This window comes from Kaistia algarum, from assembly GCF_026343945.1.
Lineage (GTDB): Bacteria > Pseudomonadota > Alphaproteobacteria > Rhizobiales > Kaistiaceae > Kaistia > Kaistia algarum.
In genome coordinates this window covers 734,492-750,867 of the sequence record NZ_JAPKNJ010000001.1, presented here as the reverse complement: position 1 = coordinate 750,867, position 16,376 = coordinate 734,492, and the positions used below count along the sequence as shown (strand labels likewise).

12 protein-coding genes are annotated in these 16,376 nt (G+C 65.2%); 4 read left to right on the top strand and 8 right to left on the bottom strand.

Annotation, left to right across the window (positions count from 1 at the left end):
• Positions 1 to 47: 47 nt before the first annotated feature.
• Positions 48 to 1,028: a BMP family protein gene (locus OSH05_RS03790; protein WP_104217503.1), complete on the bottom strand. Its 981-nt coding sequence runs from the start codon at positions 1,026 to 1,028 to the stop codon at positions 48 to 50.
• 213 nt (positions 1,029 to 1,241) lie between these two features.
• On the opposite strand from OSH05_RS03790, the gene OSH05_RS03785 reads away from it, so the two are divergent.
• The 3 genes from OSH05_RS03785 (at position 1,242) to OSH05_RS03775 (ending at position 4,533) form a co-directional block, all read left to right on the top strand.
• Positions 1,242 to 1,679, top strand: coding sequence for a universal stress protein (locus OSH05_RS03785; protein WP_104217504.1), 438 nt, complete (start codon positions 1,242 to 1,244; stop codon positions 1,677 to 1,679).
• Between the two features lie 102 nt (positions 1,680 to 1,781).
• A complete protein-coding gene (locus tag OSH05_RS03780; RefSeq protein WP_104217505.1) occupies positions 1,782 to 3,827 on the top strand; it encodes an NAD(+) synthase in 2,046 nt (681 codons plus the stop codon).
• 34 nt (positions 3,828 to 3,861) lie between these two features.
• Complete coding sequence (locus OSH05_RS03775; RefSeq protein ID WP_104217506.1) at positions 3,862 to 4,533, top strand: phosphoribosyltransferase; 672 nt, start codon at positions 3,862 to 3,864, stop codon at positions 4,531 to 4,533.
• Positions 4,534 to 4,548: 15 nt separating this feature from the next.
• Here the strand turns inward: OSH05_RS03775 and OSH05_RS03770 are convergent, their stop codons facing one another.
• From OSH05_RS03770 to OSH05_RS03750, 5 genes are all read right to left on the bottom strand, one after another.
• Positions 4,549 to 5,691, bottom strand: coding sequence for an ABC-2 transporter permease (locus tag OSH05_RS03770; RefSeq protein WP_104217507.1), 1,143 nt, complete (start codon positions 5,689 to 5,691; stop codon positions 4,549 to 4,551).
• A 3-nt stretch (positions 5,692 to 5,694) separates the two neighbouring features.
• A complete protein-coding gene (rbbA, locus tag OSH05_RS03765) occupies positions 5,695 to 8,412 on the bottom strand; it encodes a ribosome-associated ATPase/putative transporter RbbA (RefSeq protein ID WP_104217508.1) in 2,718 nt (905 codons plus the stop codon).
• On the bottom strand, positions 8,409 to 9,437 hold the full coding sequence (locus OSH05_RS03760; protein WP_407660343.1) for an HlyD family secretion protein: 1,029 nt from the start codon (positions 9,435 to 9,437) through the stop codon (positions 8,409 to 8,411). Before OSH05_RS03760 ends, rbbA begins: the two co-directional genes overlap by 4 nt.
• A gap of 173 nt (positions 9,438 to 9,610) precedes the next feature.
• Entirely contained in the window at positions 9,611 to 10,588 is a 978-nt protein-coding gene (gene mbfA, locus OSH05_RS03755) for an iron exporter MbfA (RefSeq protein WP_104217509.1), read from the bottom strand.
• Between the two features lie 110 nt (positions 10,589 to 10,698).
• Entirely contained in the window at positions 10,699 to 12,438 is a 1,740-nt protein-coding gene (locus OSH05_RS03750; RefSeq protein ID WP_104217510.1) for a SulP family inorganic anion transporter, read from the bottom strand.
• 170 nt (positions 12,439 to 12,608) lie between these two features.
• Here OSH05_RS03750 and OSH05_RS03745 point away from each other — a divergent pair, with 170 nt between their 5' ends.
• A complete protein-coding gene (locus OSH05_RS03745; protein ID WP_104217511.1) occupies positions 12,609 to 13,094 on the top strand; it encodes a Crp/Fnr family transcriptional regulator in 486 nt (161 codons plus the stop codon).
• Here OSH05_RS03745 and OSH05_RS03740 read toward each other — a convergent pair.
• Entirely contained in the window at positions 13,054 to 13,860 is an 807-nt protein-coding gene (locus OSH05_RS03740; RefSeq protein WP_104217512.1) for a metallophosphoesterase family protein, read from the bottom strand. The genes OSH05_RS03745 and OSH05_RS03740 overlap by 41 nt on opposite strands.
• A 244-nt stretch (positions 13,861 to 14,104) precedes the next feature.
• A complete protein-coding gene (locus tag OSH05_RS03735; protein ID WP_104217513.1) occupies positions 14,105 to 16,360 on the bottom strand; it encodes a N,N-dimethylformamidase beta subunit family domain-containing protein in 2,256 nt (751 codons plus the stop codon).
• Between the last annotated feature and the right edge of the window lie 16 nt (positions 16,361 to 16,376).

Genomic DNA, 16,376 nt, shown 5'->3' with positions numbered 1-16,376 from the left:
GGACTACAATCCGATGGCGGTCAACCTCTTGTCTGTGACGCCAAGCCTCAGGTCGGCTCGGCCGGATCGACTGGAACCGTGAAGGTGCCCGCCTTGATCGCCTCGCGCTTGGCCTGCATGGCCGGAACGGAATCGGCCACGACCATGCTCTCGGTGAAGATGATGTCGTTGCCGCCTTCCTTCATGAACGAGAACGGGCTGTAGTCCTTGCCCGTCTTGGCGCCGGCCTGCGTATCCTTGATCGCGGCGTCGAGGATCGGCCGGAAATACCACATGGCATTGGCGAAGACGGTGTCGGGATAGCGCGGCGTGTAGTCGAGCAGTGAGCCGACGGATTTGATGCCCTTCTCTTTCGCGGCGTCGGCGGTGCCGATGCGCTCGCCGAACAATATGTCGGCGCCGGCGTCGATCTGTGCCAGCGCCGCCTCGCGCGCCTTGGGCGGATCGAAGAACGTGCCGATGAAGCCGTTCAGGAATTTCGCGTCCGGCCGCACTTCCTTGACGCCGGCCCGGAAGGCGTTGATCAGGATGTTGACCTCGGGGATCGGGATGGCGCCGACCGCGCCGAAGGTTCCGCTCTTCGACATCGGCGCCGCCAGCATGCCGGCGAGATAGGCCGCCTCGTGGTTCCAGGTTCCGAAGGTGCCGAAATTGTCGCCGGCCGGTCCGCCGGACGAGCCCATAAGGAAGGCCGTGCCGGGATAATCGGCCGCGACCTGCCGCGCCTCGGTCTCGACGGCATAGGATTCGCCGACGATCAGCTTGTTGCCAGCTTCCGCATATTCGCGCATGGCGCGCGGATAATCGGTCCCGGAGACTCCTTCGGAGAAGGTATATTCGATGACGCCATCCTTGGCGGCGGCGAGCAGCGCCTCGTGCAGGCGCGAATTCCAGGCATTCTCGACCGGGGAAGCATGGATGCCGGCGACCTTCAGCTTCTCGGCGGCGAAAGCCCGCGGCGCGGCGAGGACGAGGCTTCCCGCGGCCGAAGCCTTCAGGAAGGTCCTTCGGGAGATCCGATTGGCCATGGTGGTGTTCCCTTCTGGATGCCGCATTGAGCGGTCGTGCCCGGCCGCGCCGAGCTTTTGTCTAACCGGTCAATTTCGACAATCTGCCCAGCTTCTTGTCAAGCCCAGCGCGTGGGCAGGTCGTTTCCGCCTCGGCCCGCTCAAGGCTTGATCTCGATCAACGCTCCGCGTGGTCGTCGTCTTATCCTTGTGCTGACATCTGGGAGGAGAAGCATGTTCCATCATATACTCGTGCCGACAGACGGATCGCCGCTCTCGGGCATGGCGATCGAGAAGTCCGTGGCGCTCGCCAAGTCTCTCGGCGCCAGGATCACGTTCCTGACCGCGGTCGAGCCTTTCCACATCTGGACCGACAACGCCAACCAGCTCGCCTATACGCGGGAAGAGTATGAGCGTATTTCGAAAGAATCGGCCGGTGGATATCTGGACAGCGCCGTGGCCGCGGCCGAGGCCGCCGGTGTCGCCGTCGGCAGGGTGCAGGTGGAAACGGACGAGCCCTATCGCGCCATTATCGATGCGGCGGTCGAGCGTGGCTGTGACCTCGTCGCCATGGCCTCGCATGGACGGCGCGGCGTCGCGGCGCTCGTCATCGGCAGCGAGACGCAGAAGGTCCTGACGCATTCGGCGATTCCCGTTCTCGTCTATCGCTGAACGGGACTTTCCGGCCGGGACAGGGGCGGGTCGGCGCGCTATGGTGCGCCGTCGCGACGGCTTGCTGCCATCGCGGATCTGCCATCCTAAGACGCGGCCGCAATGAAGCATTTCTCCTCCCTCTACAGCCACGACTTCCTGCGGATCGCTGCCTGCGTTCCGCGCGCCACCGTCGCCGATCCCGATTTCGCCGTCGCCGAGACGCTGCGCATAGCGGCGGCGGGCGACGCGTCGCGCACGGCGGTGATGCTGTTCCCGGAACTGGGCATCTCGTCCTATTCGATCGACGATCTCGTGCTCCAGGACGCGCTGCTGGAGGCCGTCGAAGCGGGGCTGGCGCGTCTTGCCGAGGCTTCGAAGGACCTCTTTCCCGTCCTCGTCGTCGGTGCTCCGCTCCGTGACGGGGGCCGCCTCTACAATACGGCCGTCGCCATCCATCGCGGCCGTATCCTCGGCGTCGTGCCGAAGGCCTATCCGCCGAATTATCGCGAGTTCTACGAGCGGCGCCATTTCACGCCGGGAACCGGTGTCGTTGGCCGCGAGATTTCCGTTGCCGGCAACAAGGTTCCCTTCGGCATAGACCTGCTGTTCCGAGCCGAGGGTGAGGTGACCTTCACCTTCCACATGGAGATCTGCGAGGACGTCTGGGTTCCCCTGCCGCCCTCGACGCGCGCCGCGCTGGCCGGGGCCGAGGTGCTGCTCAATCTCTCGGCCAGCAACATCACCATCGGCAAGGCGGATGCGCGGCGCCTGCTCTGCGCCAGCCAGTCCATGCGCACGGTGGCGGCCTATGCCTATTCGGCAGCGGGTCCGGGGGAATCGACGACCGATCTCGCCTGGGATGGCCAGGCGGCAGTGTTCGAGAACGGCGTGCTCCTCGCCGAGAGCGAACGGTTTCCGCGTAACGCCACGCAGGCAACGGCCGATATCGATCTCGGCCGGCTGCGGCAGGAGCGGATGCGGCTCAACACCTATGGCGACAGCGTGCGCGAGGAGCTCGGGCGAGCGCCGCCCTTCCGCTTCGTGGCATTTCCGTTCAGGGCGCCGGCTGAGCCGGTGGCGCTGGAGCGGGCGATCGAGCGTTTTCCCTATGTCCCGTCCGATCCTTCCCGCCTGCGCGACGATTGCTATGAGGCCTACAACATTCAGGTCCAGGGCCTCGCCAAGCGGCTGGAATCGACCGGAATCGACAAGGCCGTGATCGGTGTCTCGGGTGGCCTCGATTCGACGCAGGCGCTGATGGTCGCCGTCCGGGCCATGGAGCGGCTCGGCCATGATGCGAGCCACGTCCTTGCCTATACGATGCCGGGCTTCGCGACGTCGGATGAGACCAAGTCGAATGCTTGGTCGCTGATGCGCGCCCTCGGCGTCACGGCCGAGGAGATCGACATCCGCCCGGCGGCGCGGCAGATGCTGACCGATCTCGGTCACCCGTTCTCGAACGGCGAGCCGGTCTATGACGTCACCTTCGAGAATGTGCAGGCGGGCTTGAGGACCGATTATCTCTTCCGCCTCGCCAACCAGAATCGCGGCCTCGTCGTCGGCACCGGCGATCTGTCCGAGCTCGGCCTTGGCTGGTGCACCTATGGCGTCGGCGATCACATGTCGCACTACAACGTCAACGCCTCGGTCTCGAAGACGCTGATCCAGCATCTGATTCGCTTCGTCGCCGCCTCGGGCGATGTCGATCCGGCGACGGCCGACGTGCTCTACGCTATCCTTGCCACCGAGATCTCGCCGGAACTGGTGCCGACCGCCGCCGGGCAGACCATCCAGTCGACGCAGCAGATCGTCGGACCCTACGCGCTGCAAGATTTCAACCTTTACTATTTGACCCGCTACGGCTTTCGCCCGTCTAAGATCGCTTTCCTCGCCCACCACGCCTGGCAGGATGCGTCGGCCGGCAGCTGGCCGGCCGATCTGCCGGCGGATGACAAGCGCGCTTATTCGCTGGCCGAGATCCGCCATTGGCTGAAGCTGTTCCTGAGGCGCTTCTTCGCCAATCAGTTCAAGCGCTCGACGCTGCCGAACGGGCCAAAGATCTCGTCCGGCGGGTCGCTGTCTCCTCGGGGCGACTGGCGAGCGCCTTCAGACGCCGTCGCCGATGTCTGGCTCAGGGAGCTGGAGGCCAACGTGCCGGAGGCGTGACGGCCCGCGACGAGCGGGCCGGGGAGGTGAGGAGATGCAACGCTTCCATGACCGTCAGGATGCCGGCCGGCGCCTCGCCGCGGCGCTCACCTCCTACGCCGGCAGCGACGCGCTGGTCCTCGCCCTGCCACGAGGCGGCGTGCCGGTCGCGGCGGAGATCGCGGCGTCGCTGGGCGCGGAGCTCGACCTGCTGCTGGTGCGCAAGATCGGTTTTCCGTCGGAACCGGAGTTCGCGATGGGCGCCGTCGCCGACGCGCCAGTGCCGATCCTCGTCCGCAACGAGGCCGCGATCCGCGCGGCTCATGTCTCGCAGGCCGCGTTCGACGAAGTCGCCGCGCGCGAGATCGCCGAACTGGGCCGTCGCCGAAGGCTCTATGTCGGGGAACGCGCTCATGCGCCGATTGCCGGTCGCACCGTGATCCTTGTCGATGATGGCATCGCAACGGGAGCTACGGTCCGCGCGGCGCTCACGGCGTTGAGGCGGATGAAGCCTGCCCGTCTGGTGCTCGCCGTCCCTGTCGGAGCCCCGGACATGATCGCCGAACTCCGTCGCGAGGTCGACGACATGGTCTGCCTGATGACGCCAAGCCCGTTCGGTGCGATCGGCTGTTTCTACGACGACTTCTCGCAGGTCGGCGACGAGACGGTCGTTGCGGCGTTGGCCTGGTTCGGGCCGCCGGCTTCGCGCGGCGGGCCGCAGTCATAGCGGCGAGGCGATCGTCTATCCGGCGCTCAGCAATGCCTTGCGGAAGCGCAGCGTCGCCAGGGCGAAATAGACGGCGCCGATGAGCACGAGCGCGACTATCTGTGGCCAGACGATGTCGAGCCCGGCACCGCGATAGAGGATCGCCTGCGACAGCGACACGAAATGCGGCGAGGGAGCCGCCTGCATGATGGTCTGCAACCAGCCTGGCATGCTCTCCATCGGTGTCGTGCTGCCCGATAGCAGCTCCATCACGATCAGAACTGGCATGACGATGAGCCCGAACTGCGCCATCGACGTCGAGGCCGTGGCGATCAGAATGCCAAGCGAGGTCACGGAGAACAGATAGATCGTCGAGGCTGCGAGAAAGAGCGGCAGCGAGCCCGCCACGGGAACGCCAAGCAGCCGCTCGACGACCGCGACCAGCGAAATGGTCGCGGCCACGATGATGACGAGGCCATTGGCCCAGATCTTCGCCAGCATGATCTCGACCGGCGTCACCGGCATGACCAGAAGATGCTCGATCGTGCCATGTTCGCGTTCGCGGATCAGCGCCGCGCCGGTCAGGATCACCGCCAGCATCGTCACATTGTTGATGACCTGCATCAGCGCGGTGAACCAGGCCGAGACCAGATTGGGGTTGAATTTCGCCCGGACGACGAGGTCGATCGGCTGGCTGGCGCTCGTCTTGAGCGCGGTTACCGCCTCCTGAAGTAGGATCGATTGCAGGTAGGAAGCACCGTTACCGGCCTGCGACATGGCGGTCGCGTCGATATTGATCTGCAGCGACGGCTTCTTGCCGGCGATCGCGTCCGTCTCGAAGTTCGGCGGGATCTCGATGACGAAGACATATTTGCCGCTGTCCATCATCCCATCGATCGCATCGGCATCGATCAGTACCGGCTCCTTGAAATAGGGCGCGAGGATCGCGTCGCGCAGCCGTGTCGACAGCAGTGACCGATCTTCGTCGACCATGGCGACGGCGGCGTTCTCGACCTCCATCTTGGCGCCGGTCGATACGGCATAGATGGCGAAGCTGAAGGCATAGACGATGAGGAACAGGAGGACCGGGTCGGCCTTCAGGCTGTAGAGTTCCTTGACGCCGAGCCGGAAGATACGCGCGATGCGGGCCGAAAGGCTCTTCATGGAGCGGCTGGCCATGGCTCAGGCCCCCTGCTTGCGCAGCGCCACGACCGAGGCGCCGATGAAGAAGAGGCCGAAGCCGACGAGCACGAGAAGATTGGGCCAGAGTTCGGCGAGGCCGAGACCCTTGGCGAAGGCGCCAACGCTGATCGGCTGGTACCAGGCGGCCGGAAAGGCGAGGCCGATGAGCCGGCCGCTGCCCGACAGCGACGAGACCGGAACCAGCAGGCCGGAGAAATTGACCGCAGGTATAATCGCGATGATCGCGGTGGCGAAGATCGCCGCGACCTGGCTGCGAACGAAGCTGGAGACGAAGAGACCGAAGCCGGTCGTCGCCAGCACATAGGCGAGCGTCGCCGCCGCCAGCATCGCGAACGATCCCTTGACCGGTACGTCGAACAGGAAGCGGGCGACGAGCACCAGCATCAGGAAATTCACGAAGGCGATGCCGACATAGGGCAGTTGCTTGCCGACAAGGAATTCGATCTTGGTTACCGGCGTCGACCGGAAATTGCTGATCGAGCCGCTTTCCTTCTCCTTGACGATGCCGATCGCGGTCATGATCGCGGGAATGAGGACGAGCACCAGCACGATGACGCTCGGCACGATGGCATTGGTGCTCTTGAAGGCCTGATTATAGCGAAATCGCGTCTCGATCTGGATCGGATAGAGCGATGTGGCGCTGCCTGTACGCCGCTCGATCTGGTCCGTGAGGTAGCTCTGTGCGAGGCCAGAGACGTAGCCGCGCGTCGTCTCGGCACGGAATGGCATGGCGCCGTCGAGCCAGACCGCGACTTCAGGCTGACGCGCGCGCAGCAGGTCGCGGCCGAAATCCGGAGGGATCTCTACGGCGATGTTGATGTCGCCGCTCTTGAGCCGCTGGTCGATCTGGTCCGGCGCTGTGATCGGCGTCTGCTCGTCGAAATAGCGCGAGCCCTGGAAGCTCTCCAGCAATTGGCGGCTCTCGGCACTCTGGTCCTGGTCGAAAGCGGCGAAGCGCAGATGCTCGACGTCGAAGGAAATGCCGAAGCCGAAGGTCAGGAGCAGCAGCAGCGGACCGACAAAGGCAAAGATGAGCCGCGCCGGATCGCGCACGATCTCCAGCCATTCGCGCGAGGCATAGGCAAAGAGCCGGCGCCGATCGAAGCGGCGCAGCTTGGGCGGCTCATAGTGCTTCGCCGCGTCGCCGTCATCGGCCTCTTCGCCGCTGCCCATGCCGGCCTGTTCGAGCACCGAGATGAACACGTCTTCCAGCGAATCCATGCCGCGCTCGGCCTTCAGCTCGGTCGGGCTGCCGACGGCGAGCACTTTGCCGGCATGCATCAGCGAGATCCTGTCGCAACGTTCTGCCTCGTTCATGAAATGGGTGGACAGGAAGATCGTCACCCCTTCCTTGCGCGACAACTCGATCAGGATGCGCCAGAAGCCGTCGCGCGCGACCGGGTCGACGCCGGATGTGGGCTCGTCCAAGATCAGGACTTCCGGCCGGTGGACCATCGCGACGGCGAGTTGCAGGCGTTGGCGCATGCCGAGCGGAAGGCTGTCCGGGCGTTGGTCGGCGACGGCGCGCAGATCGAACCGGTCGAGCATCTCGCCAACCCGCGCCGCGATCTCGCCCATGGGAATCTGGAACAGCTCGGCATGCAGCACGAGGTTCTGCCGCACGGTCAGTTCGCCATAGAGCGAGAAGGCCTGCGACATGAAGCCGACGCGGCGGCGCGTCTCCATGTCGCTGGCGTCGAGCGGCTCGCCGAACAGCTTCGCCTCGCCCTCGCTCGCCGGCAGCAGGCCCGTCAGCATGCGCATCGTCGTGCTCTTGCCTGACCCGTTCGAGCCGAGAAAGCCGAAGATCTCGCCCTTGCGTATCCGGAAGCTCACATGGTCGACGGCGGTGAAGTCGCCGAAGCGGCGCGTCAGCCCGTCGGCTTCAATCGCGATCGCGCCGTCCGTCTCGCTGCGTGGCCAGTCGGGCAGCGGCGTGTCCGCCGCCCGGATCGCCTCCGGCAGCAGCGCGACGAAGGCCCGCTCCAGGCTCTCGGCGCCGGTCTTTTCCTTGATATCGGCCGGTGATCCGGTGGCGATGATCTTGCCGTCATGCATGGCGGCGAGCCAGTCGAAGCGGTCCGCCTCCTCCATATAGGCCGTGGCGACGATGACGCTCATGCCCGGACGGCGGGTTCGCATCGTCTCGATCAGTTCCCAGAACTGGCGCCGCGATAGCGGATCGATGCCGGTCGTCGGCTCGTCGAGAATGAGGAGGTCGGGATCGTGGATCAGCGCGGCGCAGATGCCGAGCTTCTGCTTCATGCCACCCGAAAGCTTGCCGGCCGGTCGCTGGCGGAACGGCGCGAGGCCCGTGGCCCGCAGCAATTCGTCGATCCGTGCCGCGCGCTCCACCGCGCCCTGGCCGAAGAGCCGGCCAAAGAAATCGAGGTTCTCCTCAATACTGAGCGTTGGATAGAGATTGCGGCCGAGGCCCTGCGGCATATAGGCGATGCGGGCGCCGGCTTGCCGACGTTCGGCGCTCCGCCGCATGTCGCAGCCGAGGACCTGGACGCTGCCCTTCTGGATGCGTGTCACGCCGGCGATGATGCCGAGAAGCGTCGACTTGCCGACGCCGTCGGGACCGATGAGCCCCGCCATGACGCCCGCCGGAACGTCGATGTCGATGCCGGCGAGCGCCGCCGTCTTGCCATAGCGGTGCTCGACGCCGACGAAACGGATCGCCGATCCGGTCATTTGGGGAGCTTCACATCCAGTTCGGTCGGCCAGGTGATGGCGGGATCGGTGCGCAGATAGGCAACGCCGCGCACGCCGGTCTTGACGTAGGTCTCATACTGCCGGAGCAGGCTCGGCGCGATCTGCAGCTTGACGCGGAACATCAGCTTCTCGCGTTCGTCGTCGGTCTCGACCGTCTTCGGCGTGAACTGGGCGCTGCCGGCGACGAAGGAGACGTTCGCCGGGACGACATAGTCCGGAGCCGGATCGAGCACGATGCGCGCCTCCCCGCCGACCTGGAGGACGCCGGCCACACGCGCCGGCACGAACACGGTCATGTAGACGCTGGAAAGATCGAGCAACGTCACGATGGGGGCACCGGCGGCCACGACCTCGCCGGCCTGAACGAGCTTGTATTCGACGCGGCCCCGGCGCGGCGCCTTCAGCACGGAATCGTCGATGAGCGAGGCAATGCGCGCCACATCGGCACGCGCTGCATCCGCCGCCGCATTGGCCTCATCAAGGCTCGCCCTGGCGGCGTTGAGCGCGGCTTCCGCGACATTGAGCGTCGACTGCTTCAGATCGACCGCCTGATCGGTGCCGAAGCCCTTGTTCTTGAGTGTCGAGGCGCGATCGAATTCCTGCTTGGCGAGGGTCAGTTCGCTTTGTCGCTGCGCGATCGCCGCCTCGGCGCCGGCGATCGCCGTCTCCGCCTTGCGCACCTGCGCATTGCCGCCGGCCAGCTCCGCATCCAGCTCGCTTGTATCCATACGCGCGAGGATGGTGCCAGCATCGACCGTGTCGCCCTCGTTCACGAGGACGTCCGAGACGCGTCCAGCGAGCTTGGCGGAAATGAGAACTTCGTCGGCCTCGATCCGGCCGTTGGTGGCCGAGATTCCATCGGGGAGACGCTTGCCGCCGAGTTTCTGCCAGAGTTGCTGCAGCTTCGCGCCGAAGCCATCGGCATCCGCCGCTGCCGCTGAGCCGTTGCCCGCGAGGCAAGCCAGAAGGGCGAAAGTGACGGCGAGCGTTTTGTAGCGTCGCAAGAGAGGACCCCGCGAATGGGCCGCATCCGTGTGCCGCCAATAGGGCGGCGCGGATCGTGGCGCTGGTGAGATTTACGCTGTCTCTATCAGTCCGATACGTCGACCAGCTTGACCTAGGTCAGACGCACGCCACAATCGCAGGCGACCTAACGAGTGGAGTTCCCGTCGAGGTGCTATCCCGACCCGATCAGGATACCCGCCGCCAGCACCAGCGCGCCGCCGACGACCACCTGCAAGGCGGCGCGGAAGAAGGGTGTCTCCATGAAGCGGTTCTGGATGAAGGCGATCGCCCATAGCTCGACGAACACGACGGCGATGGCGATCACTGTCGCAGTCCAGAAATGCGGGATGAAATAGGGCAGGGCGTGGCCGAGGCCGCCGATCGCCGTCATGATGCCCGAAGCGAAGCCGCGCTTGATCGGCGAGCCGCGCCCCGACAGCACGCCGTCGTCGTGCGCCGCCTCGGTGAACCCCATCGAGATACCGGCGCCGGTCGCTGCCGCGAGGCCGACGAGGAGCGTCGTGTGCGAATCCTGCGTCGCGAAAGCCGTGGCGAAGATCGGCGCCAGAGTCGAGACCGACCCGTCCATTAGCCCGGCAAGGCCCGGCTGCACCCAGGTCAGGATGAATTGCCGGCGCGCCTGATGCGCTTCCTCTTCCTTGGCTTCCTCGGGCAGGTGAGCGGCTTCCGCCTCACTCGCCCGCGCCATGTGCTGGCGCTCCTGGGCCGCCAGATCGCCGAGCAATTCGCGAGTCTGCGGGTCACTGGTCCGCTTCGCCGCCGCCATGTAGTAGTTATAGGCGTCGGCCTCCATATTGGCCGCTTCCTGGCGGATGCGCTCGATGCCGAGATTCTCCACCAGCCAGATCGGGCGGCGGGAATAATAGCCGGTGATGTGTTCGCGTCGGATCAACGGGATCGCATCGCCGAAGCGGCGCTGGAACTCCTGGATCAGCCGCTTGCGGTGCCCGTCCTCTTCCTCCGCCATCTCGTCGAAGATCGCCGCCGAGGCAGGGTAGTCCTTGCGCAGATGCGACGCATAGGTCGCGTAGATGCGCCCGTCGTCCTCTTCGGACGATATCGCGAGCGCGAGAACCTCGCGTTCGGAAAGGTCGGCGAAGCGCTTGCGGTTGGTGCGGGTGAAGAGCATGGGTGCGCCTCTTATTTAGAGGCGTTCTAATCAGCGTGCACGGCAAGGTCAACCGCGGCTGGCGGCCCGCGCCAAGCCGCGACGGCCGTCGGTCGATCTGAGAGGCGCCTTCATGCCTTTGCCAGAGACACTTCGTCCGTCGCCATGGGTTCGCCTTTTGCCTCGGCGACTGCGTCCGCGATCGTGGTCCGGTATCGCACCAGATCGGAACTGACGTCGTGCCTGAGCAGTACTTCGCGAACGGAGCGCGATGTCCCGGTGAGGTAGAGCGTCGTCGCGTGCCGCGAAGCCTTTTTCGCAACGCCGTAGATCGTGTTCGCGGCCGTCGAATCGAGGAAGGGCACGGAGGAGAAGTCGATCACGACCGTCTTGCTCTGGTCGGCGATGCTGTCGAGGACCGCGCCAACCGAGGAGGCCGCCGCGAAAAAGAACGCTCCGGTGATGCGATAGACGATCATGTTCTTGTCGGTCGCCAGCGCGGAATTATAGCGGGTGCGGGGCTCGGCGTCGTCGGCGGTGTCGTCCGAGACGAAGGGGGTCTGCGATTCGATCGCCGTTGCCTGCGACATGCGGTTGATGAACAGCAGCGCGCCAATGGTGAAGCCCACGACGATGCCGAGCGTGATGTCCTTGAAAATGGTCAGGAGGAAGGTCGCGAGCAGAACCACTGCGTCGCCATGCGATGAGCGCAGGAGCACAGCGAATTCATGCTGCTGCGCCATGTTCCAGGCCACGATGACCAGAACGCCGGCAAGCGCTGCGAGCGGGATGTAGCTGGCCAGCGGCGCGGCGACCAGCATGAACAGCAGCAGGAAAGCGGAATGCAATATGCCGGCGATGGGCCCATGCGCGCCGGCGCGCACATTGGTCGCCGTCCGCGCCAGAACGCCCGCCACGCAGATGCCGCCGAACAGGGCCGATCCGATATTGGCGATGCCCTGCGCGACAAGCTCGCAGTTCGAGCGATGGCGACGCCCGGTCATGCTGTCGGAGACGACGGCCGAAAGCAGGGATTCGATCGCCGCCAGCAGCGCGAAGGCGACGGCGGCGGGGAAGACGGCGACGGCCTTGTCGATGGAAATGGCTGGAAGGTGCGGTATTGGAAGGGTGCTCGGAATGCCGCCGAAACGCGAGCCGATCGTCTCCACCGGAAGCGAGAAGGCCGCGGCTGCGAGCGAGGCTGCGGCGACGGCGAACAGGAGGCCCGGCCAGCCGGGGCGGAACCGCTTCAAGCCGACGATGATGACGATGGTGAGCCCCGCGATCCCGACGGACGCCGGATTGACCGTCCCGGCCGCCTGGCCGAGCGCCTGCAGCTTGGGCCAGAGTTCGGCGGGGTCATGCTGCAGCGTCAGCCCAAACAGGTCCTTGATCTGGCCGGCGAAGATGATGGCGGCGATTCCGGCCGTAAATCCTACCGTGACCGGATAGGGGATGAACTTCACATAGGTGCCGAGCCTCAATAGTCCGGCTGCGGCGAGCATCAGCCCCGCCATGATCGTCGCGATGACCAGTCCGTCGATGCCATGTAGCGCCATCGTCGCGGCGGTCACGACGATGAAGGAGGCGGACGGGCCGCCAATCTGGAAGCGGCTGCCGCCGAAGACACTGACGAGGAAGCCGCCGACGATGGATGTGTATAGGCCGCGGTCCGGCGTGGTGCCGCCGGCGATGGCGAGCGCCATGGACAGCGGCAGGGCCACGATCGCAACCGTCAGGCCGGCAAACAGATCGGCCTTGAAGTCGGAAAAATGATACCCCTCCCGCAGGATCGTCACGAGCTTCGGCGTGAACATGCTGGCGAAGTCGGGTCGATCGGAACGCGGTCGGCCCACGAGCGGAAGTGACATTTCCAGGCCTCATGGAGGGAATGCGCCGAGCGAAAGCCGGCGCGAGAAGGGATGCGGACTGTACATCATCGACCTATGGCCGGGGAATTGCTTTGACGACGGTCAAGCGGCGATGTTCCATGCACGAGGGTCATGGAGCAGCGACGTGGCTTCGATGGGAGGGCTTGGTGATGATGTCGGTCTTGCATCGGTACGACGAGGGGCTGAAGCTGCAATTCGACGCTGGCACCGTGCTGCTTTCCGAAGGTACGACGTCGGGGCGCCTCTACGTTCTGGCTGACGGCGTCCTGGAGGTCGTTCGCGGCGAGACCCAGGTCGCGCTCGTCACCGAACCCGGCGCCATCTTCGGCGAAATGTCGGTCCTGCTCGATGCACCCCACACGGCGACCGTGCGCGCGATGATGTCATCGACCGTCTATGCCTTCGACGACGCGGCGGCGTTCATGCGTTCCGATCCGCATTTCGCCTTCTTCGTCGCCCGCATGCTCGCCCAGCGGCTCAATGCCGCCACGAGCTATCTCGTCGACATGAAGCAGCAATATGACCACCATGGCGACCATCTCGGCATGGTGAGCGAGGTGCTGGACAGCTTGATGCACCACCCCGACACCGACTTTAAGCCGGGATCCGATCGCCTTCCCGATCCGGGGATGTGAGCCATTCCGGCAGGCGGGTCAGATAGGGCAGCGGCCGCTCCAGCGCCTGGTCGAGCCGCATGGACTGCACGCCGGCCTGTGAGATCCAGACCGCTTCGCCAATGTCGGTATCGAGCACGATATGGGCCGGCGGCGCGCCATAGCTCTGGCCGGTATTGAAGATGATCGTCGAGCCGATGCGGTCGACCCAGGAACCGCCCTTGGCGAAGGGCGACTGGTGGACGTGACCGGAAAAGACGATGTCCGGCTTGTATTGCTCGATCCATTCACTGAGCGCCGTGTCGCCGAAATGGCGCTGCCCGGTCCAACTCGTCGGCGAATTGTCCGGCGGCGCGTGATAGAGCCAGAACCAGCGCCGCTTCGGCTTCAAGGCATCGGCGGCAATCTGCGCGCCGACCCGCTCGCGCGCCACCGGACCGTCCCACCATGGGCAGATGGTGAAAAGCGTGCCGTCGATCGTGAAGGATTCGTCGTCGGCCGGGACGTCGCGATGCCGGAAGTCGCGGATCCAGCGCGCGACCTTCTCGCCGGAGGCGTCGCGCGAATCGAGATCATGATTGCCGGAACAGGTGACGAGCCGCGTCTTGGCGCGGATGCGGTCGATATATTTCTTCACCACCACCGTCTGCGCGCGCCAGTCGACCGACGAGGAGAGGTCGAGATGGTCGCCGGCGATGATGACGAGGTCGAAATGACCGGCGACCGCAAGAACCCAGTCATACTGGGCCAGCGAATAATGCAGATCGGAGACTATGAGACACCGCATGGCCTGGCTCTAACTGGAGGGCTGCCGCCGTCCGGGTCGAACGCCCGCCCCCTGATTGCATACAATTCCATAGCACGTCACGAAGCGCGGTGATGCCCTGTTTTGCAGCAGACATGGACCATATTCGTGGCGTTCCGAACGAGGAACGGGTCGGTCGTTTCGACGGAACGATGGGCGCGCGTCCGGATTGCCCTGCGCGTCTCGCCCTGAAGGCCTGCCGCGACGGGACTATCGTGCATCTACCTCAGAAAGGCGTCTCGTCGAGGAAGCGCTCCAGAACGTTCCAGGTGATCCTCGAGACGTTGTTGTCGCCGCCGTTCGGCAGCAGCGAGCCGCACCAGGCGATCGAGCCGGTTCCGAATACGGCGCCGCCCGCCGGTGTCTCGTAGAAGGTAAGATCGGCGTGGACGCGCTCGTTCTGGTCGCCGCCGAGATTGGGCAGGACGATGCTGAACTCCTCATTGGTCAGCATCATCATGGAGCTGTGGCCGTCGGAGGAGGCGAGGCGGAGGATGTTGGGCGGCGAGCCGAGCGGCAGGGAGATACAGTCGAGCTCGATGCCGGCCGCGCCGCCGCCGACAAGGCCGAAATTGCCGATGATCTCGTCCGGCACATCCTTGAAGATGAAGCCCACGCGGGGATTGTCGGCGTCTGGAGCGCGACGGTAATAGCTCGACATATCGAAGCCCTGCGCGATGAAGCCGATGCCGCACATGACATTGGGAGCACGCCCGAGCCGCCGCCACAGGCCGCCATATTCGCCCGTGAACGAATGGTGATATTCGCCCGGCTCCTGCTCCCAGGTGCGGGTTCCGTCCTCGGCCCGCCGCACCTCGATCACGCCCGGCAGCGATTTGTTGAAGGCGATCCGCCAGTACCAGCCATTGGCGCCGAGATACATGAGCCGGCCGCCGCGATCGACCCAGGCCTTCATCGCGTCCCACATTGCCGTGGAATGATATTCGGGATGCGTGCCGGTCAGGACGATTGGGTATTCGGCCAGAAGCTCGTAGCCGTCCTCATGCAAATCCTCGTCGGTGACGACGTCGTAGTCGACGCCCTTCCTGTCGAGCCAGGCAAAGAGATGGGTATCGGCATTGTACTGGTAGAGCGCCGAGCCGGGTCCCCCGAGCCAGGAATGGTAGCGCGGTGAGAAATTGAGGTTGGGCCGGAGCCGGCTCGAATAATTGACGCCCGATCCGTCGGCATGGGTGTCGTAGAGCGACCCGCCAAGTTCGGCATGATCATACATGTAGAGATCGGCATGGCCGAAGGTGAGGAGCCGGCCCATCTGCCGCTCGGCGCCGCGCGCCGTGATGTGCTCGCCGTGATTGGCATAGGCGAGATAGGACATGGTCGGCGCCAGCAGCAGCACTTTCGGCCGCTTGCCGCGCGCAGCTTTGGCCCGCGGCGGCCGCACGAAAAAGGCAATATAAGCCTCGCGTGTGGCGGTCTCGTCGCTGTCGCCGCAGACGGCATGCAGCGCATAGGCGCCGCTCGGCATGTCGTCGGGGAGGCGGACTTCGACCGACGTTTTCCAGGCGGCGTCATAGACGTCGTCATGGTGGAAATGCACGGCGCCATACTGCTCCGGCTTCCTTGGCCAGGCATGCTCCTCGCCGGTCCAGTTCCAGCCCTTCATGCCGCGCGTCGGCAATTGCTCGAGCCGGCCATGCAGCAGCGACGGACCGACATCCGTTGCCGCCGCCGTGTCGATCCCGCGCGAGAAGTCCCAGCGCGCAACGACGGAAGTGGCAAGTTCCTGGGGCATATGAGCCTGGAGGAGGCGCAAATGGTCCTCCGGCCCGTGCTGTCCGGCGAGAAGCGTCGGGCTGTCGATCTTGCCGTCATAGTGGCGGTCGACGCTACCGTCCTTCTCGACCGTGCCGGCCAGCAGGAAGGGCGCTGCGAGCGCCGCCGGACGGACATCGAGCCGCCCCGAGAAGACACCGGCATCTTGGGTCTTCGCATACGCAATGAAGGGACGCTGCGCGATCGTGACATCGCCGCTCGCCGGGTCGAGCGATATCACCAGGTGATACCAGCGGCGCGGTATCATCACGCCGTCGACGAAGGCCGTCGAGATGCCGCCTTTGCCGTCCCCAACGACGATTCCGGTTCGGCCGCCGGCGATAACGATGCGAAAGCCCGATTGCGTCGCGCTGTCCCATTGGGCGGCGAGGGTTTGGTCGGGGCGCGTTGGCAGAGTCGGCCAGATAAAGGCGCAGAAGGTGAATGGCTTTTCGGCCAGCGGCGGCACGCCCTCGGCAATCATGTAGGAGCCGGCATCGACCCGCTGGACGAGCGCGGCATGACGGCCGTCGGCGTCGGTCGGGACATGCCGGAATTCAAGCCCCGGTCCCTCCGGATTGCAGTCGCCATTCACCACGCGGACGATGCGCGCGTCGAAGGACGCGCCTTCCTCGACCGAGAGCTTGAAGGCGATCGTCTCGCCCGGCGCGACGCTGTAGCGATCAGGATAGCCGACGATTTTGAGCATGGCTTGGATCCGGTAA